This window comes from Microbacterium sp. MYb54 (assembly GCF_002979515.1).
Classification (GTDB): domain Bacteria; phylum Actinomycetota; class Actinomycetes; order Actinomycetales; family Microbacteriaceae; genus Microbacterium.
Map to the genome: position 1 here is coordinate 53,097 of NZ_PCPA01000001.1, position 21,353 is coordinate 74,449.

Below are 21,353 nucleotides of genomic sequence, written 5' to 3' on the forward strand. Positions count from 1 at the left end.
GGGATGCATGGTCTTGTCACAGCGCCGTGTCGGTGCCTCTGGTCTTCTCGTCTCATCCACCGGCCTCGGCTGCAACAACTTCGGGCGGGCCGGAACAGCGACTGAGACCCTGGCAGGCACGCGTGAGGTGATCGACGCGGCTCTCGCCAACGGTGTCACCTTCTTCGACACCGCCGACATGTACGGGGCAGTGCCCGGCGCGAGCGAGACTTTGATGGGAGAAGCCCTCGAGGGACGTCGCGAGCGTGTGGTGCTCGCGACGAAGTTCGGTCAGGAACGCGACATGGGCTATGCGTTCCCCGCGGCGCGCGGCTCGCGGCGATATGTACGGCGCGCCGTCGATGAGTCCTTGAGGCGGCTGCGCACGGACTGGATCGATCTCTATCAGCTGCATCTTCCCGACCCGGAGACGCCGATCGCAGAGACCACCGATGCGCTCGATGACCTCGTGCGCGAGGGCAAGATCCGCTACTTCGGGCATTCCAATTTCACGGGTTGGCAGATTGCTGAGGCGGAGTTCACGACGAGGGAGCGCTCGACCGGCAGATTCATCTCCGCGCAGAACCACTACTCCCTGCTCGCGCGAGCTGCTGAGCGGGAAGTGCTGCCTGCGGTGGAGCGGTACCAGCTCGGGTTCTTCCCCTACTTCCCTCTGCACAATGGCCTGCTCACAGGAAAGTTCAGTCGTGAGGGAGGGCCGGAGTCCAGCCGGATCATGTCGGCGCGTCGCCATGTCTGGGAGAGCGCACCCTGGGATGCTCTCGACGCGTTCCGCAGCTTCTGCGATGAGCGCGGCATCAGCATGGTGGAGGCGTCTTTCGGCTGGCTGCTGTCTCACTCGGCTGTCTCGAGCGTCATCGCTGGAGCGACCTCGGCTGCACAGGTCGAAGCAAACGCGGCGGCAGGCGACGCCTGGCGTCCGGATGCTCTCGAGCTCGCGATCATCGACGATCTGTTTCCGCTTCCTGTCGATCCCGGCGCGCGAGTGTGACCGCGGTGGGAGCGACTTCTACTACGATGTGTGAGTATCCTGCAACCGCCCGATCCGTCGCAGGTCCATCGGAGGCAGCACGTGGCTGAGACGAAGACGCACCGCATCACGGTTGCGCAGCGCCCGCTGTTGCTGTCCTGGTCGGGTATCACCGATCAAGGGCGCCGCAGAGAGACGAACCAGGACGCTTTCCTTGCCGAGTATCCTCTGTTCATCGTCGCAGACGGTATGGGCGGCCATGCCGGTGGCGAGATCGCGAGCCAGAGCACGGTTGCGAGGCTCCAGGCCGTGGTCTCCGCGGGCGAGGTCAACCACTCAGTGATCGAGAATGCGCTCGAGCTGGCGGTCGGTGACATCGCGGACCATCCGGAGACGACCGACGAGGGCACGGGGACGACGCTCACCGGTGTCTATTTCGACACCGTCGGTGAGGAGGCGCATTGGACCGCTCTGAACATCGGCGACTCCCGCGTGTACCTGCTCCGCGACGATCGACTGGTTCAGATCACGACGGATCACTCCGTAGTGCAGGAGCTGATCACGGCAGGCAAGCTCAGTCCAGAAGAGGCTGAAGGGCACCCCTACAGCAACGTCATCACCCGGGCCGTTGGGGCGAGCGAGCTCACGGCGCCCGACTACGTGTCGATCGATGTGCGCCCTGGTGACCGATTCGTCATCTGCTCCGACGGGCTGACCAAGGAGCTCACCGACTACGGCATCCAGCACTTCCTGCGGGAGCACGGTGACCCGGGTGAGGCCGCCGATGCGATGCTCGCTGCGGCGTTGGAGAACGGTGGCAGGGACAATGTGACCCTCATCATCGTCCAGGTCGCGGATGAGAGCGACTCGTCCTCCCCAATCGAGAACACCACGGAGTAGCCGTTCCGGGGCTGTGGACAGCGCTGATTCCACGGCTCAGATGCGATCCACTGGGGTGCATGGAATCCCTCCCGATCGTGCTCCCGACGACTCCGTCTCCCTCTCGGCGGGCTCCATTGCCATTCATGGCGGCTGTGGTCCCGATCGCCGCGGGTGTGGTGCTGTGGTTGGTCTCGGGTTCTATCCTCGCGCTCGGTTTCGCGGCCCTCGGGCCTCTGATGATCGTGGCCTCGCTGGTGGATTCGGCCCGTACCCGGCGTCGCGAGCGTCGACAGGCGCAGGCGCAGGCCGAACGGGAGTGGGCCGCGGCAGAGGCAGAGCTCGTACGTCTGCACCGTGCGGAGCGTGAGGCGTTGTGGCGGCGTAGCCCCGACACCGCTACTTGCCTTGCACAGCCACCTCTTCGGGATGCTCGGCCGCCCGACGCGACGACCTCTGTGGTGATCGGTGCCGGGGGCACAGTGAGCGACATCCGGTGCAGCGGTGGAGATGATTCTCGTGGCCGCAGCTTTCGTGAGCGCTGCCGGGTGGTCGACGATGCCCCGATCGTCGTGCCGATCGGAGGCGGTATCTGTCTCAGGGGTGCGCGGCCGTTGACCGACGCCGTCCTGCGGGCTCTGGTCCTGCAGATGTGTCTGCGCTTCGGAGCCGCGCAGCTGTCGGTTGTCGGCGCGAACCTCGGTGACTACGGTCTCGACGCGCTTCCGCATGTGCTGAGGGCGCGCAACGGCGGATTCAAGGTGGGGATAGGTTCCCTGACGGGCGGTCGGGTCGATGCGGACGCCACGATCTGGCAGACCACGACCGGCTCGGAGGTGCCGGAGGGGATCACGACGGTCATCGACATCGTCGAACCCTGCCAAGCGGTGTTGCGCACGCCGACCAGCACGTCCGAACTCGCTGTCGAATGCATCTCCTTCGAACAGGCGAGCGCGATGGCACGCGAACTCGTCCATCGTGGCGACGACGCCGATGCGCTGCCCGAGGGGGTGTCCCTGCGTGAACTGGAACAGCCACGAGCAGACGACGGACTGTCGGCGACGATCGGCAGGGGAGAGCGCGGAGACGTCACCGTCGATATCGTCGGCGACGGACCGCACGCCATCGTCACCGGAACGACGGGGACAGGCAAGAGCGAGTTGCTCGTCAGCTGGGTCACCGCCATCGCCGCGACCAACGGCCCTGACCGCGTGACATTCATATTGGCCGACTTCAAAGGCGGCACCGCCTTCGAACCGCTGCGCGCGCTGCGCCAGGTGGCCGCTGTCATCACCGACCTCGACGAAGACGGCGCGCGCCGAGGAGTCTCCAGCCTCACGGCCGAGCTGCGGCGCCGGGAGGGGGTGCTGGCCTCTGCGGGCGTCCGTGACGTGCGAGAGGTGTCGATGCCCAGGCTGATCATCGTCGTCGACGAGTTCGCTGCCCTGCTGGCCGAGCATCCCGATCTCGGCGCAGTCTTCACCGATGTCGCAGCCCGTGGTCGGGCGCTGGGCATGCATCTCATCCTCGGCACCCAGCGCGCCGCGGGTGTCGTGCGAGATGCGCTGGCAGCCAACTGCCCGCTCCGCATCAGCCTGCGCGTCGGGGATGCGGCCGACAGCAGGTTCATGATCGGCACGGATGGCGCGTCTGTGCTCCCGGGCGATGCGGGGGGACGCGGCGTCGCGCTGGTGCGAAGGCCATCAGATCACGAGCCGGTGGTGCTGCGCGTCGCCTTGACCGAAGCAGCGGATCTGCGAGCGGTCGGGATGCGCTGGGCGGCAGAGGCACCGCCGCGCAGCCCGTGGCTGCCTGCACTTTCCGGTTGCGTTCCGATCGCCGAGATTCTCGGAGAACATGTCCTCGAGCCTGACACGATCGCCCTCGGCCGCGCCGATGACCCCCGTCATCAGTCCCAGCCGCCAGAGGTGCTGCGCTGCGGACACGATCGAGGGCTCGTGGTTCTCGGTGCGCCCGGCTCAGGCCGCACCGCGGCGCTGCGAGCGGTGTCGGCCCAGAGGTCTGACGCCTTCTGGATGCCGAGTGAAGCTGAGGAAGCGGGGGATCTGCTCGATGCCTGGGCGGACGGCAGCCAACATCCTCCTTCTGTCGTGCTGTGTGACGACGTGGACGCGCTCCTCAGCGGCCTGCCGCCGGAGTACGCTCAGCAATTCATCCAACGCTGGGAGCAGATACTTCGTGCGTGCCCCGGAACGACCTTCATTCTCACGGCGGCGAGGGCGAACGGCGCACTGGGGCGGGTGCTCGATCTGCTGCCACGACGAGCGCTGCTGCGGATGCCGACGCGGTTGGAGCATCTGGCTGCCGGGGGAGAGGCGGCGGGGTACGTGCGCGATCGCGTTCCCGGCCGCGCCCGCATCGGCGACCGGGAGGTTCAGCTCGCCTGGGTCGCAGAAGACGCGCTCAAGCGCTCTACGCAGGCACCAGCGGCAGCATGGAGACCGTCTTGCGCGATCACGGCGGTCGTCACAGCCGGGGCTGACGCGATCGTCGATCAGATGCGCGAAGCGCGTCCGGACTGCGAGGTGATCCTCGCCGGGGCAGAGCCGGTGTCACCCGGAAGACCCTGCATCGTGGTCGCAGATGCGGAGACGTGGCAACGCAACTGGTCGTCTTGGCAACGCATCAGGGCCGCGGGCGAAGTTCTGATCCGAGCGGAGCGGCCTGCAGACCTCCGACAGCTCGTCGGCGCCCGAGAGCTCCCTCCGTACGCTCGCCCGCATGCAGGACGAGCATGGTCGGTGATCGGTGCGGGATCACCGCGGCGAGTCGTACTCGCTGAGCTTTCTTCGCGATGAGTAGCTCATCGCTCGGTACGTGATTCTCGGCGCGTCAGATTCCGATGCCGGGACGGATGACGCCGACGTCGACTCCGCCCCCGAGCACCCGGAGCGGAAGGGCATCTGCGAGCGTCGCCACATCGGCGTCGTTCAGCCCTCCGGCACGAGCGAGCAGGGTCGCTGCAACGATCGTCGAGGCGCGAGTGGCCCCGTCGAGCATCTTGAGGGCCACGGTCGTGCCGTTGGGGGCGACCATCACCATGACACCCTCTGCGCCGTGCTTCGTGAACACGCCGAGCTTCTCGATCGCAATCGTGTCGGGGCGTCCGGGACCCTCGATCGTCCATGGGTGCTCGCGCACCGCGCGGACCAGCGAGCCGGCGACGCGGTGGAGGGCGAAGGGCGAACGGTCAGAAGCGGTGCCGATGCGATGGACCGAGCGCGCGAGACCGGTCAGCGTCATGGCGTAGACGGGGGCCCCGCAACCGTCGATCGCGGTGTGCGCGATCTTCTCGCCGGTGAGCCGCTCGATGACGTCTCTGATGTGCTGCTGCAGCGGGTGAGCGGGATCGAGGTAGCCCGCAGTGGGCCACCCGGTGGCCACGCACGCACGCAGCATGGCGGCGTGCTTGCCGGAGCAGTTCATGCGCACGCGCGTCGGCTCTCCGTGCTCCCGGACGAGATCGTCGCGTGTCGCGGAGTCGCTCGGCCACGAGGCAGGGCAGCCCAGGTCGTCTTCCGTGAGCCCTCCCTCGGTGAGCATGTCGCGCACCACCGATGCGTGTCGGTCGGTGCCGACGTGGCTCGCTGTCGAGAGCGCCAGCTGCTCGCCTTCAAGTACCGCACCTGCGGTGATGCAGGCGATCGCCTGGAGAGGCTTGAGGCTGGAGCGCGGCAGGATCAGCGCGTCGGCGTTGCCGTGTCGGGCGACGATCTCGCCGTCGGGGGAGAGCACGACGGCCGCGCCGGCATGGCGGGATTCGACGAATCCGCTCCGCTCGACGACGGCGAGTTCCACGGAATCCTGAACGGTGAGAGTCTCCAGCACCCGTCAACTCTAGCTCGGGGCGTTAGAGCTCTCGCACCGTGTCCGAGGTGCCTGGCAGACTGGTGGCATGGCAGAGTCGACCACCCGCGCCCTCGGCGAGCATCGCTACGCACTCACGTCCACCTGGATGGGGAACACCGGCTCCGGCACCAGCGGCTACCGCGACTACCGCCGCGACGTGACCATCGAGGTCAGCGGAAAGCCCGAGCTGCTCGCCTCGGCGGACAAGCCGTTCCGCGGGGATCCGTCGCGGTGGAACCCGGAAGACCTCCTGCTGGCATCGCTCTCCGAATGTCACCTGCTCTCCTACCTGCATGCATGTGTCACAGCCGGCGTGGTCGTCGTCTCCTACCGTGACGAGGCGAGCGGCATGATGCGCGAAGACGGTGCGGGGGGCGGTTCGTTCGTCGAGGTGATGCTGCGTCCCGTCGTCGTCGTCGCCGAAGCCTCGATGATCGAAGCGGCAGAGCGTGCGCACGCGCAGGCCAACGAATGGTGCTTCATCGCGAACTCGATGAACTTCCCGGTCCGTCACCTGGCGACGGTCTCCGCGCTCGCCTAGGCCCCGTCGACGCGTCAGCGGCGTTCGTGAGGAAGCGCCTGCTTGATCTTCTCGATGGTGCCCTGAGCGGGGGCTTCGTTATAGGTCCCCGCGAGCTCCTGGCCAGAAAGGCTGTGAATAGCGGCCATGATCTGGTCCGTGGCGAGGCGACGTGCTCGTCCGCTCGTCGCCGGGCCGTGCGGGGACAGGTCGAGAGGTTCGCCGAAGCGCACCGTGATGCGCTCCTTGAGCGTCGGCACCTTCGCTCCCACCGGCATCACCTTGTCCGTGCCGATGATGCCGACCGGCACCACAGGTGCCCCCGTCTGCAGCGCAAGGAACGCGACTCCCGTCCGCCCTTTGTACAGCCGTCCATCGGTCGAACGGGTACCTTCCGGGTAGAGGGCGACCGCGAGGCCGTCGTCGAGGAGCTGGCGCTGCAGCTCGAGGGCATCCAGGGCAGCTTGCCCGGCACCGCGGCGCACCGGGATCGCCCCGATCGACTCGAAGAACGTCTTGCTCATCCAGCCCTTGAAACCCGCGCCCTCGAAGTAGGTCGACTTCGCGAGGAAGTGAACCGGACGGGGAGCCGCGACGGGGATGGCGATCGAGTCGATGAACGAGAGGTGGTTGCTGGCGAAGATCACAGGGCCGCTCAGCGGGACGTTCTCGCGACCCTCGATGCGTGGCCGATACACGAACCGGGCGAGGGGCGTGATCAGGCCGCGACCGAGTGAATAGGCGAATCCGGCATGACGAGGCTTGGCAGTCTCTTCTGACGAGGATTCCTCTTCTGACGAGGATTCGGGCTCGACGGACTGCTCAGAGGTCATCAGAGCAGGTTACTCCCGGATCCATGCCGCCGTGGGAATGGAGACTCGCGCCGCGCCTCCCAGCGAGGGCAAAGGGGTATGAGGCAGGATGGAGGTTCCCGCCCGCGATCCTGAGGTCTCACTGTGCGCAAGCGTCCGCTCATCGTCCTGTCCACCGTCGCCGCGGCGACCCTCCTGCTCGCCGGTTGCGCCGGTGGCGGTGCCCCGGCGAGTTCCGGCACGCCTTCGCCGACCGCTTCGAGCGCGTGCCAGCTCGACGCCAAGGCCGGTGCGACGTCCGATGCCGTCGTAGTGGAGGGTGAAGGAGCGGACACCAAGGTGACCGTTCCGGCCGATGCCGCGTTCGCCGGTGTTGAAAGGACCGTCATCTCCGAGGGCGATGGCGAAGACGTCGTAGTCAACGACCTGGTGTCGGTCGACTACCAGATCGTCGATGCGACGACCAACCAGGTTCTCGACTCTTCCGCTCGCGGTGAGGGTGGCGTGCTGCCGGTGCTCCTCGACACGAACCAGTCTTCCCTCTTCGTCGCGGCTCTCGAGTGCAAGCCGGCCGGCTCGCGGATCGTGCTCACCCTCCCGGGCAAGGTTCTCGGCGAGGGAGCCAACAACGTGGTCGTCTACGCCGAGGCCGTCGAGCAGCTCCCTGAGGTGGCGACGGGTACGCCGGTCGACCCGACTCCCGGTATGCCGACCGTCAAGCTCGACGACAAGGGCGCTCCGACCGTGACGATCCCGGACGGCGACGCGCCGACCGAGACCAAGGTCGCCGTCCTCAAGCAGGGCGATGGCGCGACTGTCGCGTCGGGCGACCTCGTGGTCGTGCAGTACCTGGGCGTCAAGTGGTCAGACGGCAAGGAGTTCGACTCCAGCTGGAGCCGCGACGCCGCTCCGACGCAGTTCCAGACCACCGGCGTCGTCGCAGGGTTCCAGAAGGCCCTCGAGGGCCAGAAGGTCGGCTCGCAGGTCGTCGTGGTGATGCCGCCGTCAGACGGATACGGCGCGAGCGAGGGACACGAACTCCAGAAGGAGAGCCTCGTGTTCGTCGTCGACATCCTCGCGACGACTCCGGTCCAGGCGCAGCAGTAACCGCTGGGTGCCGAGGGCGTGACCTAGGCTGACGGTATGCGTCGCGTCATCGTCCTCGGCTCCACCGGCTCCATCGGCACCCAGGCACTGGATGTCATCCGCGCCAACCCTCGACGATTCGAACTGGTCGGTCTCGCCGCCGGTTCGAATGCCGAGATGCTGGCGGAGCAGGCCGCGCAGTTCCAGGTCGACGACACCGCTCTGGGAGCGGTAGAGGCCGAGCAGCTCGTCCGCGATGTCGAAGCTGACGTGGTGCTCAACGCCATCACCGGCTCGATCGGCCTCGGCTCGACCCTGGCAGCGCTCAAGGCGGGCCGAACGCTCGCACTCGCGAACAAGGAATCCTTGATCGTCGGCGGAGACCTGGTGCTCGCCGCCGCAGCGCCCGGTCAGATCGTGCCGGTCGACTCCGAGCACTCGGCGCTCGCGCAGGCACTGCTCGCCGGCACTCATGCCGAGGTGAGACGACTGGTGGTGACGGCATCCGGCGGCCCGTTCCGCGGTCGCAGCCGAACGGAACTGACCGAGGTCACCCCCGCCGAGGCGCTCGCCCACCCGACCTGGGACATGGGGCGGATGGTCACGACCAACTCGGCGACGCTCGTCAACAAGGGGCTCGAAGTCATCGAGGCGCACCTGCTGTTCGACGTCGCGTACGACGACATCGAGGTGGTCGTGCATCCTCAGTCGATCGTGCACTCCATGGTTGAGTTCATCGACGGCTCGACGATCGCACAGGCTTCGCCGCCCGACATGCGGCTGCCCATCTCGCTGGGCCTGGACTGGCCGAACCGCGTCGGCGGCGTCGGACGACCGCTTGACTGGTCTTCTGCAACGTCCTGGACGTTCGAGCCGCTGGACAGCCAGGCTTTCCCCTCCGTCGCGCTCGCGAAAGCGGTCGGACGCGCAGGGGGTACGTTCCCCGCCGTGTACAACGCGGCGAACGAGCAGGCGGTCGATGCGTTCCACGAAGGTCGGCTCTCGTTCCTCGGTATCGTCGACACGATCGCGCGTGTCGTCGACGCGCACGATGCGCCCGACGTGCTCACGGTCGAGAGTCTCGCCGCAGCCGAGTCCTGGGCTCGCACGACCGCCGATCGGATGATCGCGGCGCTCTGAGCCGGGACCAGGGTGGGGTCTCCACCCTGGTCGTCGGAGTCAGTGCTCTTCGGGGTAAGGGACCGGCCAGCGCGAGTCCGGTACCGGCCAGCCGGCAGCACGCAGCGCTCGGCGGGCGAGCTCACGGGCCGAATACGGCGTGCGCATCCCGCGAATGTCGCGGTAATCCTGATGCCCAGGTCCCGCCCACAGGATCGCGTCGCCGTCGCCCACGAGTCCGACCGCGGTCACGATCGCGTTCTCGGGCGGTGAAGCCTCGTGGATCTCGGCGTCCGGGCGTACCTTGCGGGCGCTCTCGACCAAGGTCGCACGGATGGAAGCAGGATCCTCGAAACGTGGGTGGTGGTCTGTCACGACGAGGATGTCGCTGCCCTCCACGGCGGTGCGGGCCATGTCGAAACGTTTGCTCGCATCGCGATCGCCGTCGGCGCCGAACAGCATCAGCACCCGCCCGGGAGTCACTCGGCGGACAGCGGCAAGGGTCTTCTCGAACGCATCCGGGGAGTGCCCGAAGTCGACGAAGACCGCCGGTCCACGCTGTCCGGATACGAGTTGGGTGCGACCGGGAAGGTAGGCGCGGATGCCGCCGTCGCGGTTCAGCGCGTCGACGATGCGCTCCCACGTGTAGCCGCCCTCGAGGAGCATCACGATCGCCAGCGCGGCATTCGCGGCCATGTGGGGGCCGATGACCGGGACCGTGGTGGTGAGTGAGCCGCCAGGGCCGGTCATCGTGAAGGTCGTGCCGGCTGCTCGCTCCTCATCGATGATGACGACCCAGTCCGCTGCGGCTGCGGCTGCGGGGTCAGCGGCGATCGAGGGGGTTCCGACCGTGACGACCGGGATCTCGGAGCGTTCGACCACGATCGCACCTGAGGGAGAGTCGAGGCAGATGACACCGCGCTTTGCCCGATCCGGACGGAAGAGCGGAAGCTTCGCCTCGAAGTACTCCTCCATGTCGGCGTAGTCGTCGAGGTGATCGTGGCTCAGGTTGGTGAACCCGGCGACATCGAAGCGGATGCCGTCGACCCGGTGGCGCGAAAGGGCTTGTGCGCTGACTTCGACGGCCACTGCCTCGACGTCGCGCTCACGCATCAGGGCGAGAAGCGCGTGCATCTCGGAGGCTTCGGGGGTGGTCAGGCGGGAGACGATGACGTCGCCGGCGATGTGGCGCTCTGCGGTGGAGGAGAGACCGGTGACGACCCCGATCTGATCGAGGATCCCCTCCAGCAGATGGGAGACGCTGGTCTTCCCGTTCGTCCCGGTCGTCGCGAACAGCAGGGGCAGAGGATCCTCGGCGCCCGTCCCGTAGACCCAGGCGCTGAGATCGCCGAGTACGCCGCGAGGGTCGTCGACCACGATGATCGGCAGTCCCGCCGGCTCAGCGATGGCTGCGCCGGCCTCATCGGTGATGACAGCGACGGCGCCCTTCTCGGCGGCGGTGACGGCGAAGTCGGCACCGTGCCGGTTGACGCCCTGGATCGCGACGAACGCCTCACCGGGGCGGAGATCCGCAGTGGCGAGGGTGATGCCGGAAAGGGCGATCCCGTCGACATCGCCGCGGATCGTGCGGGCGAATCGGGAAGCGAGTTCGGACAGCTCACGCCGGGGCGGGTTCGCGGGGCGGAGCACGGGAGGCAGGCTCGGTTGTTGTTCAATCGACATGACGGATCCATGATCTCACGACGGCGGTGCGAACACCTCGTGCGGCACGACTCCTCGCGCGCCGCGGTGCAGCGCGCGAGGAGTCGTGCGTGGCGTCAGGCCTTGCGGCGGTAGGCCAGGATCGCGACGACGAGTGCCGCGATTCCGGCGACGAGCCCTCCGGCGCCGAGGGCTACCCCCACCGGATCGGTCGCGGAAGACGGGGCTGAGTCGTCCGCCGAGTCGTCCGCCGCGGCCTCCGTCGCTGCATGCTCGCCGTGGCCACCCGCGGCTGCTGCTGTGACCGACACGACCGGAGCCGGCGCGTCGAGGCTGTGCGGGTCCTCACCGTTCTCGGCGATCTGCGTCCACTCGGTCGCCCCCTCCACGCACTGCTGCACGACGGGGAAGGCCAGGGTGTCCGGTGTGCTCTCGTCCAGGCCGACCCCCATGCTCACCGCACCACGAAGGTCGGTCGGCACCGGGGCGACCGCGGTGTACGTGACGGCGCTGACGAGGCCGTCCTCACCGCGCTCCACCTGGATGTTCCAGTCGCTGTCCATCGTCGGTGCGACGGAGGCGAGTCCTTCCGGCATCGTGATGCGCAGTGCAGTGGTGGGGGAGTTCTCGCAGCCGTGTGAGAACGAGAAGGTGAGGACGCCGTGATCGCCTGCGACGAGCTCATCGGGGCTGACACCCACATGGGCGCTGGCCATCGAGGGAACGGCCAGGGCGAGGATTGCTCCGCCGAGGATGCCGGCGGTGGCGAGGGCGTTGCGGCGGGTACGGGTACGGGTGATTCGGGACATGAGTGATCTCCTGGTGCTCGAAATGCGGGCGCGCCACTATGACGCGGCTCCGCGAATGCTGTTTCCGCCCACGACGGGCGGCGGACTGCGGTGCGACGGATCAGTCGCAGATGAGCGCAGGAGGGCCGCGGCGTGGCACCGCGGACGAGACCGCGGCGTCGAACGACGGGAAGAGGATCGAACGAAGACGGGGCGGTCGGCGATGTGCGGCAGGTACAACTGCGTCAGCACGTCGGAACAGTGCCTCGACCCAGAGGGCCACGACCCGCACGACAGTCTCGCCGTGCCATACGAGGAGGGTGGTGAGAACTGCTGCGACGGCGTGAGCGAACAGCATCATCGTGCTGGGGGCCGCCAAAGGCGACGCTGACCCGAGCAGAGCGAGGTCGATGTGGTGAGAGTGTCCGCCGCCACCGACCTGGGCGCCGGTAGGCGCCCCGAGCGCCTGGAACACGAGGTGGAAGGCGGCTTGCCCGAGGAACACGGCGACGGCCGCACGAGTTCTCGACTGTCGAACCCCGACCAGCAGCGCCGACAGCGGCATGATCAGCGTCGCGACCGCGAGAATGAGCAGCGGATGCGGGGCGGCCCCACCGCCGATCGTGTGAGAAAGAGCCGCGATCAGTGTCGCCACGGAGGAGACGGCGGCAGCACGCACGAGTCGCAGCTGCCGGGCATTCACGGTCACAGCCTAGCTGCGCCGAGAGGGCCGGGCGGATTCCTAGCTGGGGGCACTAACGTTGGCACGTGGAATTCCTGCTCTATCTGGCTGGCATCCTCTTCATGTTGATCGGCCTCGGGCTGTCGATCGGCCTGCATGAGGTCGGCCATCTCCTCCCTGCGAAGCTCTTCGGCGTGCGCGTCGGCCAGTACATGATCGGTTTCGGGCCGCGACTGTGGTCGAAGCGGATAGGCGAGACGGAGTACGGATTCAAGCTCCTGCCGCTCGGCGGCTTCATCTCGATGTCGGGGATGTACCCGCCCTCGAAGAAGACCGGACCAGCGTCCGGCGTCTTCCGTTCGCTGATCCAGGATGCGCGCAGCGCCAACGACGAGACGATCGCCGAAGGGGCAGAGGACCGCGTCTTCTACCGGCTCCCGGTGTGGAAGCGCGTCGTCGTGATGCTCGGCGGCCCGCTGATGAACCTGATCCTCGCCACCGTCATCTTCACGGTGCTGGTGTCCGGTATCGGCGTGCAGCAGGGCACCACGACGATCGCCTCTGTCACCCAGTGCGTCGTGCCGGCGGGTTCCGAGGCCACCGAATGCACCGCCGACGATCCCGAGTCGCCCGCGGCGGAAGCCGGGATCAAGCCGGGCGACGTCATCGTCTCGATCGACGGGCAGCCGGTTTCCACGTTCGCCGAGGCGACGGCGATCGTGCAGGCCGCTCCCGGTGACACGCTCGACATGGTCGTGCTCCGGGACGACGCGGAGAAAGCGCTGACCATCACCCCGATCGCCGCAGAACGGGCGATCACCGATGCCAGCGGCCAGCCCGTCCTCGATGACGCCGGAGAACCCGTCGTCAAGGAAGTCGGCTACGTCGGCATGGGCGCCCAGATGGGGTACGTGCAACAGCCGCTCACCGCAGGGCCGGAGATGGCTGCCGACAACGTCGCGAGGGTCGCATCTCTGATCGTCACCCTCCCGGTGCGGTTGTGGGACGTGGGCGTCTCCCTAGTGACCGGCGGCGAACGTGACCCGAACGGACCGCTGAGCGTGGTCGGCGTAGGACGCCTCGCCGGAGAGGTCGCCGCGACCGATGCGCCGGTCCTCAACCGGTTCGCGGTCCTGCTCGGACTCCTGGGCTCACTGAACATCGCCCTGTTCGTCTTCAACCTCATCCCCCTGCTCCCGCTCGACGGCGGTCACATCGTGGTCGCACTGTGGGACGGCATCAAGCGAGCGTGGGCCAAGCTCTTCCGCCGACCCCCTCCTGCTCCCGTCGACGCTACGAAGCTCGTGCCGTTGACCGTGGTCGTCGCCGTGCTGCTGATCGGGATGGGGGCGCTGCTCCTGGTCGCCGACCTGTTCAATCCGGTGAATCTCCTCGGCTGAACGACGCCGAACGACTTCTGCTCCGCTCCCGTGGGAACTTCGCGCCAGGAGCTGAGTAGGTCAGCTCACGCGAAGGCGTCGCCGACGAGACGTTCGAGCGTGCGGATCCCGTCACGCGACAGGATCGACTCGAGGTGTCCCTGCACCGAGGCGAAGTGCGCGCCGCGGAGCGCGTACACATCACCGGAATCTCCGTCCGCGGAGACTTCTGCAGCTCCGGCCGCGGTCGTTCCAGGGGCGACGCGTGCCGTGAAGGTGTTGTAGAAACCGATCGAGGCGTCCTCTCCGAACACCGGAACGTACTTCTGCAGGCCCTGATGGGGGGCATCGAGAGGCGTCAGTGCGATGCCGAGTCGGTCTGCGAGGATCTGATGGCTGAGGCACACGGCGAGCAACGGGGCTTCGGCCTCGAGCCGGCGGGCGACCACTTCGCGCATCCGGGAGATGCGCGCGTTCGAGGTGTCCCGAGGGTCACCGGGGCCTGGGCCAGCGACGACAAGGTCTGCGGCACCGAGCGCCGCGTCATCCACCTCGCTCCACGGCGCGATGGTCACCGCGAGACCGAGGTGGCGGAGTTGGTGGGCGAGCATCGTGGTGAACCGATCCTCTGCATCCACGACGAGAGCGGTACGTCCGGCGAACGGACCGGTGAAATCTTCGCCCTGCGGGTTGAGCCAGAACTCAGCCAGGCGGGCATTGCGTGAAGACAGCAGCGCTGCGATCGCGGGGTCTTCGGCGAGTGGGAGCGCGTCGCCGGGAGCATCCGCGTCGCTACGAGCCTCGGCCACACTGTCACGGTCGATCGCGCCGATGGCACCGAGCACACCCGCGGCCTTTCCGTGCGTCTCCGACACCTCACCCAGCGGGTCGGAGTGTCGTACGAGCGTGGCGCCGACGGGAACACTCAGCCTTCCGTCCTGGAGGTACACGGTGCGGATGAGGATGGGTGCGTCCAGGTCGTGGCCGCCATGGGTGTTCGGAGTGAACAGCGCGGCGACCCCGGAGTAATAGCCACGGGGCTTCCGCTCGTGGCGACGGATCACGGCGCAGGCATTCTGCATGGGCGAACCGGTGACGGTCGGCGCGAACATCGTCTCGCGCAGGATGTCGCGCGGGTCGAGTGCGCTGCGTCCGCGGAGCATGTACTCCGTGTGTGTCAGCCGCGACATCTCCTTGAGGTGCGGTCCGGTGATCCGACCGCCGTCTGAGCAGACCGCACTCATCATCTTGAGCTCTTCGTCCACGACCATGAACAGTTCCTCGGTCTCCTTGGTGGAGGCGAGGAAGTCGACCAGTGTCTCCTTCGTCGCCCCTCCGGCCGGGTGGCGGAAGGTTCCGGAGATCGGATTCATCGTGACGACGCCTTCACGGGCGACCACGTGGGCTTCGGGGCTCGCTCCGACGGCGATGTGGCCGGGGGTGAAGACGGCGAACGTCCAATAGGCGCCACGTTCGTGCGTGAGCAGCGCACGGAACCAGGTGAGGGCGGCCGTGCGGTCATCGACGTCGATGCTCGCGGTGAAATCGCGTCGGATGACGAAGTTCGCCCCTTCACCGCGGCCGATCTCGTCGGCGATGACTTTCTCGACGATCCCCGCGTATTCGGCGTCCGCGATGTCGAAGCCGTCGTCGTGCAGGGGAACCGGGGCGCTCGGGAGTGCGTCGAGGAGTTCTGCAGTGGGGAGTTGAAGATGCTCTTCGACGATCACGCAGCGCAGCGGCGCTCCGTCATCCTGAGCGACGAATCCGCGCTCACGCACCTGGCGATAGGGGACCATGGCGAAGACTTCGCGCGGGATGCCGTCGATCGTCAGCGGGATGTCGGCGAGCAGGTCCACGTCGACGACCTCGCCGCTGAGAAGTTCGACGCTGTCTGCCCCGTCGCGGGCGATCAGAACGAAGGATGCGGTCGGATCCGCGCTGAGCTCGGCGAGTCGTGAGAGGGTCATCGATGTCTCCTGTGCAGTGCTCCGGCTCGGCGCAACGAAAAGACCGCCGAGGTCGGCGGTCTGGATTCGTGGGAACGCGAACACACCGCCTAGAAGGCGGGCCACCAGGTGAAGTTCGCGAGCATGGGGCCGAAACTACCACATCGAGGGTGGGGTGCTGAGCGCGGTGACATCACCAGATGCTCCCGCCGGTCTCGCGGTCTTCATCATCGAGACAGTGATCTACGACGAGCGCGAGAGCCTGCGTGAGGGTGTCGTCGTCGAGGTGCGCTGCTCCCGCGGGAGCGCTGCTGCGAGACCAGGGGAGGTGCACGAACCCGGCGCGGACTCCGTAGTCGACAGCGGCGAGAGCGGTGTAGAGCACGTGGTTGCACACGTAGGAGCCCGCGGAGAGCGAAGACCTCGCGGGGATCGCAGCGTCGGTCAGCACGCGCACGAGCCTCTTGACGGGCAGGGTCGCGAACCGCGCTGCGGGCCCGCCCGGCTCACTGGGTTCGTCTATGGGCTGCATTCCGTCGTTGTCGGGAATGCGCGCATCCATCAGATTGACTCCGATGCGCTCGATGGCGACACGATCGCTGCCTCCTGCAAGGCCGGCGCAGATCACGGCGTCGGGGCGATGCTGCGCGATCTCGAGCCGCAGTCGATCCGCGGCACCGGCGAAAGACACCGGCAGGGTCGCGACACGAAGGTCGTGCGGGCCGGTATGGCGAGCAGCTGCGGCAGCCACCGCCTCCGCGGAAGGATTGCGCTCGGCGCCGTCGAACGGCTCGAATCCGGTGAGAAGGATGACCGCCATGCTCCCAGCGTAGGTGCGGCCATCCAGCCCTCATGCATCCTGGCGGCGTAGGCTTGGAGGGTGCCAGCAGTGAACCTCGGAATGCCGAAGATCCCGGAAGTCCTCGCCCCGCGCCGCAAGACTCGCCAGATCAAGGTGGGCAAGGTGCTCGTGGGCGGAGACGCTCCCGTCAGCGTGCAGTCGATGACGACGACGAAGACGACCGACATCAACGGCACGTTGCAGCAGATCGCCGAACTCACGGCGTCGGGCTGCGAGATCGTGCGTGTCGCGGTGCCGCATCAGGACGATGCCGATGCCCTCAAGATCATCGCGATGAAGAGCCAGATCCCGGTCATCGCTGACATCCACTTCCAGCCGCGCTACATCTACACCGCGATCGATGCGGGATGTGGGGCGGTTCGCGTGAACCCCGGCAATATCCGTGAGTTCGACGGCAACGTCGGCAAGATCGCCGAAGCTGCCAAGGCCGCCGGTGTCTCCCTGCGCATCGGCGTCAACGCGGGCTCGCTGGATCGTCGCATCCTCACCAAGTACGGCAAGGCGACGGCCGAGGCGCTGGTCGAGAGCGCCGTCTGGGAGGCGTCGCTATTCGAGGAGCATGACTTCCACGACTTCAAGATCTCCGTCAAGCACAACGACCCCATCGTGATGGTCAAGGCCTATCGCCAGCTCGCCGAGCGGGGCGACTGGCCGCTGCACCTCGGCGTGACCGAGGCGGGGCCCGCGTTCCAGGGCACGATCAAGAGCGCCACGGCCTTCGGCATCCTGCTGGGCGAGGGCATCGGCGACACGATCCGTGTCTCGCTTTCCGCACCGCCGGCCGAAGAGGTCAAGGTCGGCCACCAGATCCTGCAGTCGCTCAACCTTCGCGAGCGCAAGCTCGAGATCGTCTCGTGCCCGTCATGCGGTCGCGCCCAGGTCGACGTGTACACGCTCGCTGAAGACGTCACCGAGGGTCTCAAGGACATGACGGTGCCGCTGCGCGTGGCCGTCATGGGCTGTGTCGTGAACGGCCCAGGCGAAGCCCGCGAAGCCGACCTCGGCGTTGCGTCCGGCAACGGCAAGGGGCAGATCTTCGTGAAGGGCGAGGTCATCAAGACCGTGCCCGAGGCGGACATCGTCGCGACCCTGATCGAAGAGGCCAACAGGATCGCCGCTGAGATGGGGCCGGAAGCGCCGCTCGGCACCGCACAGGTCGTCACGGTCTGAACCGGAGGAGAACGAGATGTCCGATACCACCGTGCCCGCTCCCGTCCAGGCGATGGTCGACGCGATCAACGCGGCCGATACCGACGCATTCGTCGCCGCCTTCACCGATGACGGGTTCGTCAGTGACTGGGGGACGGTCAAGGCGGGTCCCACAGGCATCCGCAGCTGGGCGGGCAGCGACGCGATCGGTGCCGGTGCGCAGATGACCGTGCTCTCGGCCGCGACCGAGGGAGACACCACGCGCATCCGTTTCGGGTGGTCGAGCCGCGTCTTCAACGGCGAATCAGACGGCATCTTCGTCGTCGCGGGCGACAAGCTCGCCAGCTTCACCATCCCGCCGTCGCACTGACGCAGCGGACCGACCTCCGCACCAGCAGACCGACCGCGCCACCGTCGAATCCGAGGAGCCCTATGTCGACGCCCACAATCGTGACCTTCGCGGGAGGGGCTGTCACCGGAGACGCCCTCGTGACTCGCGTGCAGACCGGTCCTGAAGGGACCGTGGTCGTCGTCGACTCCACGCCCTTCCACCCTGTCGACCACACCTGGCCCGATCAGCCGGGCGACGGCGGGATCATCAGCGTCGGGGACGACACCGTCCAGGTGACGGAGGCCGTGATGGCCGCTGTCTCGGACGGGGGCGAATTAGCCGTCGGGAGCGACATCCCCGTGAAGCGCGGAGCCGAGGGATGGACCTGGCTCGTCGGACACCGGATCGAGGGGGCCGCCCCGGCGTCTCTCGCCGAGGGCGCACGAGTGACTCTCTCGGTCGACGGCGCGCGTCGTGCTGGTCTCAGCCGCGGCCACACCGCGTGCCACGTCGCATCTCTTGCCCTCGATCTGGCTCTCGCCGATCTGTGGCGCAAGGAGCCGGGCGAAGACGCACTCGGAAACCCCGACTTCGAAGCCCGTGCGAATCAGTCCAGCCGTATCCACGAGGACGGCGCCGTCGATGAGTATCGGCTCGGCAAGAGTCTGCGCAGGGCGGGCTTCGACACCGAGACGTTCGCTGCGACACTCGCCGATCGTGAGGCAAAGGTCAACGAGCAGCTCGCGGCCTGGGTCGCCTCCGGTGCCCGCAGCAGCATCGAGACGGAGGGGCCGACGATCGTGGATCGCCGACGCTGGCATTGCGCACTCCCGGAGGGGGAAGCCGTGATCCTGTGCGGTGGAACCCACGTCGAGTCCCTCGCCGAGTTCGCATCGATCACGGTGGCGCTGGACCTGAGCGATCCTCAGCTCCTGGTGATGACGACCGTCGCGACGCCTGTGGGGTGACTGCGACGTACGGGTTCGACCCGGCTTCGGGACTCCAGCTGACGAGCCGCTCAGAGTGAGAACTCGACCTCGCCCTTGGCGATGTCTGCCCGGATCACGCGCAGGCGCACGACGTCGCCTGGCTTCGCGCCCGCGGGTATCGGTGCGGTCGCGGTCACCGCGGGATCGGCGATCTGCACCGCCGCACGCTCTCCGCGCAGCTCGATCACGGTCGCGTCGATCGTGGTGCCGATCAAGGGCGTGAGGAGCGCGGCTTCGACGCAGTTCACCGTCGCCGAGTTCAACCGGGAGGCGCGCTGACCGGACTCCTGCATGAGGGACGGCAGCTCGCTGAGCGACGCACGTGCCCACTCAGGTGCCGGATCGCCGTTCGACGCAGCGAGGCAGATGGCGAGGACCCAGCGATCGACCAATCGGCGCAGGGGAGCGGTCGCGTGAGCGTAGGGCGCGGCGATGGCGGCCTGCACGGCATCGTGCGGAGCCTCGCCGTCGAACACCAGATAACCCGCCCCGCGGAACAGGGTTGCCGCGGCTTCGAGCACGGGGAGCGACATCGGATCGGCGCGGTCGAGGCCGCGCAGGTACTCGCCGTACGTCCCGGTCGTCCAGGGGCGTCCGAGGGCCTCGGTCTGATGCCGGAACGCCGCGAAGGCGGCGTCGTCGGGCTCCGGCATCGTTCGCAGGATTCCCACTCCGGCATCGAGCATCAGAGATGCGGCCGCCATTCCCGTCATGAGCGAGAGCTGGGCGTTCCACTCCTCGACCGGAAGCGGGCTTCGGCGCTCGATCGCGTAGGTGCCGTCCTCGGCGCGCACGACCTCCTCATCCGGGAGATTCAGGCTCGCCCCTCCGCGTAGACGCTCCTGTTCCATGCGCAGGGCGCCGATCTCGGGCAGCAGCGCGGCGGGGCCGTCCTCGCCGCGATCGAGCGATCGCTGTGTCGTCTCGTAGTCGAGCTGCGCGCGCGAGCGGATGAGCGCGCGCTCCAGGCGGAACTCCGCGACGACGCCGGCGGAGTCGAGCGAGAAGGTCCACACCAGTGCTGGCCGGTCGACATCGGCGAGCAGCGAGGCGCGGTCCTCGCTCAGGACACGCGGATGCAGGGGGATCGTGCCGTCAGCCGCGTACAGCGTCTGCCCACGGCGTCGGGCTTCGGTATCCACCGCCCCGCCGGGTAAGACGAAACCCGGAACATCGGCGATCGCGTAACGCACCGTGTAGCCGGTCCCCGCGCGCTCCAGGTGGAACGCCTGATCGAGGTCACGGGACCCCTCCGGGTCCAGGGTCGCGAAAGGGAGGTCACGAAGGTCGAGCGCCGGCACGGTCGCAGCCGACGCTTCCGCCTCGGCGATGACGTCGGCCGGGAAGTCGATCGGCGCCTCCGACGACTCTCGCAGGGCAGCCAGCGCCGAGGCCAGTTCGGTCTGAGCGGCGGATGGGGCGACGTGAGATCGGCGCTGAGGCATGGCTCCACACTAGGCGGGAGAACTCGCCCCGAGCATGCCGAACCGGCCCAGCGCATGTCATCCCGCGTTAGCGTGGAGTCATGACCACTGCAGCCAAGGCACAGACCCTTGTCGGACTCTATGACGCGCCGGAGATCCTCCGCGTCGTGAATGTGTGGGACGTCGTCTCCGCACGGGCGGTCGCCGCCCTCCCCGAGACGAAAGCGATCGCCACGGCCGGACACGGCATCGCCGCATCGTTCGGGTACGACGACGGCGCCACCCCTCGCGACATCATGATCGACATGGTCGGGCGCATCGCCGCGGCCGTGCAGGTGCCCGTCAGCGCCGACCTCGACGACGGATACGGAGACGCGGGGGAGACCACCCGCCTCGCCATCGCCGCAGGTGTCGTCGGTGCGAACGTCGAGGATCGGCTCAAGCCGCTCGACGAATCCATCACCGCCGTCGAGGCGATCGTGAAAGCCGCAGAGGCGGAGGGCGTTCCCTTCGCCCTCAACGCTCGCACCGACGCCTTCGTGCGCGGCGGATCGCGCCCCGTCGCCGAGAGCATCGCCGATGCCATCCAGCGCGGCCGTGCCTACCTCGACGCCGGAGCGACCGCGATCTTCGTACCAGGCATCCTCGATATGAACGTCACCCGTCAGCTCGTCGAGGGAATCGGTGAGCGCAAGGTCAGTGTGATCGGACTCCCCGGCGCACTCGCCGCCTCCGAGTACGAGAAGCTCGGCGTCGCCCGCATCTCCTACGGCCCGCTTCCGCAGCGTGCGGCCCTGACAGCGCTGCAGGAGCTCGCGGCAGATCTCTACGCCGGCGGCGTCATGCCGGCCAACCTTCCGGCGCTCAACTGAGACCGCGAAG

At 67.7% G+C, this 21,353-nt stretch carries 19 protein-coding genes; 11 read left to right on the forward strand and 8 right to left on the reverse strand.

Annotated features, from left to right (window positions below; genetic code table 11):
• Positions 1-7: 7 nt before the first annotated feature.
• The 3 genes from CQ040_RS00265 to CQ040_RS00275 all read left to right on the forward strand — a co-directional run bounded on the left by CQ040_RS00265 (position 8) and on the right by CQ040_RS00275 (position 4,668).
• Entirely contained in the window at positions 8-991 is a 984-nt protein-coding gene (locus tag CQ040_RS00265) for an aldo/keto reductase (protein WP_105525607.1), read from the forward strand.
• A gap of 81 nt (positions 992-1,072) precedes the next feature.
• On the forward strand, positions 1,073-1,870 hold the full coding sequence (locus CQ040_RS00270; RefSeq protein ID WP_105525606.1) for a PP2C family serine/threonine-protein phosphatase: 798 nt from the start codon (positions 1,073-1,075) through the stop codon (positions 1,868-1,870).
• A 125-nt stretch (positions 1,871-1,995) separates the two neighbouring features.
• Positions 1,996-4,668, forward strand: coding sequence for an FtsK/SpoIIIE domain-containing protein (locus CQ040_RS00275; RefSeq protein ID WP_105525605.1), 2,673 nt, complete (start codon positions 1,996-1,998; stop codon positions 4,666-4,668).
• A gap of 34 nt (positions 4,669-4,702) precedes the next feature.
• On the opposite strand, the gene CQ040_RS00280 is transcribed toward CQ040_RS00275, so the two are convergent.
• The gene (locus CQ040_RS00280; protein WP_028502878.1) at positions 4,703-5,698 is read right to left on the reverse strand and encodes an asparaginase; all 996 of its coding nucleotides are present in this window, start codon (positions 5,696-5,698) and stop codon (positions 4,703-4,705) included.
• 67 nt (positions 5,699-5,765) lie between these two features.
• On the opposite strand from CQ040_RS00280, the gene CQ040_RS00285 reads away from it, so the two are divergent.
• Complete coding sequence (locus CQ040_RS00285; RefSeq protein ID WP_028502877.1) at positions 5,766-6,260, forward strand: OsmC family protein; 495 nt, start codon at positions 5,766-5,768, stop codon at positions 6,258-6,260.
• A gap of 14 nt (positions 6,261-6,274) precedes the next feature.
• Here the strand turns inward: CQ040_RS00285 and CQ040_RS00290 are convergent, their stop codons facing one another.
• On the reverse strand, positions 6,275-7,072 hold the full coding sequence (locus tag CQ040_RS00290; protein ID WP_028502876.1) for a 1-acyl-sn-glycerol-3-phosphate acyltransferase: 798 nt from the start codon (positions 7,070-7,072) through the stop codon (positions 6,275-6,277).
• A 123-nt stretch (positions 7,073-7,195) separates the two neighbouring features.
• Between CQ040_RS00290 and CQ040_RS00295 the strand changes: the two genes are divergently transcribed.
• Together CQ040_RS00295 and dxr are read left to right on the forward strand one after the other, a co-directional pair.
• Positions 7,196-8,158 carry an FKBP-type peptidyl-prolyl cis-trans isomerase gene (locus CQ040_RS00295; RefSeq protein WP_105525604.1) on the forward strand — a complete coding sequence of 321 codons (963 nt, stop codon included), beginning with the start codon at positions 7,196-7,198 and terminating at the stop codon, positions 8,156-8,158.
• A gap of 36 nt (positions 8,159-8,194) precedes the next feature.
• Positions 8,195-9,277, forward strand: coding sequence for a 1-deoxy-D-xylulose-5-phosphate reductoisomerase (gene dxr / locus CQ040_RS00300; RefSeq protein ID WP_105525603.1), 1,083 nt, complete (start codon positions 8,195-8,197; stop codon positions 9,275-9,277).
• A 39-nt stretch (positions 9,278-9,316) separates the two neighbouring features.
• Here dxr and CQ040_RS00305 read toward each other — a convergent pair whose 3' ends face one another.
• The 3 genes from CQ040_RS00305 to CQ040_RS00315 all read right to left on the reverse strand — a co-directional run bounded on the left by CQ040_RS00305 (position 9,317) and on the right by CQ040_RS00315 (position 12,409).
• A complete protein-coding gene (locus CQ040_RS00305; protein ID WP_181156903.1) occupies positions 9,317-10,939 on the reverse strand; it encodes a Mur ligase family protein in 1,623 nt (540 codons plus the stop codon).
• Between the two features lie 95 nt (positions 10,940-11,034).
• Positions 11,035-11,727: a YcnI family protein gene (locus tag CQ040_RS00310; RefSeq protein WP_105525601.1), complete on the reverse strand. Its 693-nt coding sequence runs from the start codon at positions 11,725-11,727 to the stop codon at positions 11,035-11,037.
• A gap of 100 nt (positions 11,728-11,827) precedes the next feature.
• Entirely contained in the window at positions 11,828-12,409 is a 582-nt protein-coding gene (locus CQ040_RS00315) for a hypothetical protein (RefSeq protein ID WP_105525682.1), read from the reverse strand.
• A gap of 65 nt (positions 12,410-12,474) precedes the next feature.
• Between CQ040_RS00315 and CQ040_RS00320 the strand changes: the two genes are divergently transcribed.
• Positions 12,475-13,788 carry an RIP metalloprotease gene (locus CQ040_RS00320; protein WP_105525600.1) on the forward strand — a complete coding sequence of 438 codons (1,314 nt, stop codon included), beginning with the start codon at positions 12,475-12,477 and terminating at the stop codon, positions 13,786-13,788.
• Positions 13,789-13,853: 65 nt separating this feature from the next.
• Here the strand turns inward: CQ040_RS00320 and CQ040_RS00325 are convergent, their stop codons facing one another.
• Complete coding sequence (locus CQ040_RS00325) at positions 13,854-15,737, reverse strand: chorismate-binding protein (RefSeq protein WP_105525599.1); 1,884 nt, start codon at positions 15,735-15,737, stop codon at positions 13,854-13,856.
• A 172-nt stretch (positions 15,738-15,909) separates the two neighbouring features.
• A complete protein-coding gene (locus CQ040_RS00330; protein WP_181156901.1) occupies positions 15,910-16,536 on the reverse strand; it encodes a pyroglutamyl-peptidase I in 627 nt (208 codons plus the stop codon).
• A 60-nt stretch (positions 16,537-16,596) separates the two neighbouring features.
• Here CQ040_RS00330 and ispG point away from each other — a divergent pair, with 60 nt between their 5' ends.
• The 3 genes from ispG to CQ040_RS00345 all read left to right on the forward strand — a co-directional run bounded on the left by ispG (position 16,597) and on the right by CQ040_RS00345 (position 19,026).
• Entirely contained in the window at positions 16,597-17,748 is a 1,152-nt protein-coding gene (gene ispG, locus CQ040_RS00335; protein WP_181156406.1) for a flavodoxin-dependent (E)-4-hydroxy-3-methylbut-2-enyl-diphosphate synthase, read from the forward strand.
• A gap of 16 nt (positions 17,749-17,764) precedes the next feature.
• Positions 17,765-18,097: a nuclear transport factor 2 family protein gene (locus CQ040_RS00340; RefSeq protein WP_105525598.1), complete on the forward strand. Its 333-nt coding sequence runs from the start codon at positions 17,765-17,767 to the stop codon at positions 18,095-18,097.
• Between the two features lie 62 nt (positions 18,098-18,159).
• On the forward strand, positions 18,160-19,026 hold the full coding sequence (locus tag CQ040_RS00345) for a hypothetical protein (protein WP_105525597.1): 867 nt from the start codon (positions 18,160-18,162) through the stop codon (positions 19,024-19,026).
• A 50-nt stretch (positions 19,027-19,076) separates the two neighbouring features.
• Here the strand turns inward: CQ040_RS00345 and CQ040_RS00350 are convergent, their stop codons facing one another.
• Entirely contained in the window at positions 19,077-20,492 is a 1,416-nt protein-coding gene (locus CQ040_RS00350) for an RNB domain-containing ribonuclease (protein ID WP_105525596.1), read from the reverse strand.
• Between the two features lie 80 nt (positions 20,493-20,572).
• On the opposite strand from CQ040_RS00350, the gene CQ040_RS00355 reads away from it, so the two are divergent.
• Complete coding sequence (locus CQ040_RS00355) at positions 20,573-21,343, forward strand: isocitrate lyase/phosphoenolpyruvate mutase family protein (RefSeq protein WP_105525595.1); 771 nt, start codon at positions 20,573-20,575, stop codon at positions 21,341-21,343.
• Positions 21,344-21,353 lie beyond the last annotated feature (10 nt).

Coding starts and splice junctions, on each gene's coding strand:
- CQ040_RS00290 (WP_028502876.1), bottom strand. CDS start 7,072: ATGACCTCTGAGCAGTCCGTCGAGCCCGAATCCTCGTCAGAAGAGGAA.
- CQ040_RS00340 (WP_105525598.1), top strand. CDS start 17,765: ATGTCCGATACCACCGTGCCCGCTCCCGTCCAGGCGATGGTCGACGCG.
- CQ040_RS00345 (WP_105525597.1), top strand. CDS start 18,160: ATGTCGACGCCCACAATCGTGACCTTCGCGGGAGGGGCTGTCACCGGA.
- CQ040_RS00275 (WP_105525605.1), top strand. CDS start 1,996: ATGGCGGCTGTGGTCCCGATCGCCGCGGGTGTGGTGCTGTGGTTGGTC.
- CQ040_RS00285 (WP_028502877.1), top strand. CDS start 5,766: ATGGCAGAGTCGACCACCCGCGCCCTCGGCGAGCATCGCTACGCACTC.
- CQ040_RS00265 (WP_105525607.1), top strand. CDS start 8: ATGGTCTTGTCACAGCGCCGTGTCGGTGCCTCTGGTCTTCTCGTCTCA.
- CQ040_RS00325 (WP_105525599.1), bottom strand. CDS start 15,737: ATGACCCTCTCACGACTCGCCGAGCTCAGCGCGGATCCGACCGCATCC.
- CQ040_RS00330 (WP_181156901.1), bottom strand. CDS start 16,536: ATGGCGGTCATCCTTCTCACCGGATTCGAGCCGTTCGACGGCGCCGAG.
- CQ040_RS00350 (WP_105525596.1), bottom strand. CDS start 20,492: ATGCCTCAGCGCCGATCTCACGTCGCCCCATCCGCCGCTCAGACCGAA.
- CQ040_RS00310 (WP_105525601.1), bottom strand. CDS start 11,727: ATGTCCCGAATCACCCGTACCCGTACCCGCCGCAACGCCCTCGCCACC.
- CQ040_RS00355 (WP_105525595.1), top strand. CDS start 20,573: ATGACCACTGCAGCCAAGGCACAGACCCTTGTCGGACTCTATGACGCG.
- CQ040_RS00305 (WP_181156903.1), bottom strand. CDS start 10,939: ATGTCGATTGAACAACAACCGAGCCTGCCTCCCGTGCTCCGCCCCGCG.
- dxr (WP_105525603.1), top strand. CDS start 8,195: ATGCGTCGCGTCATCGTCCTCGGCTCCACCGGCTCCATCGGCACCCAG.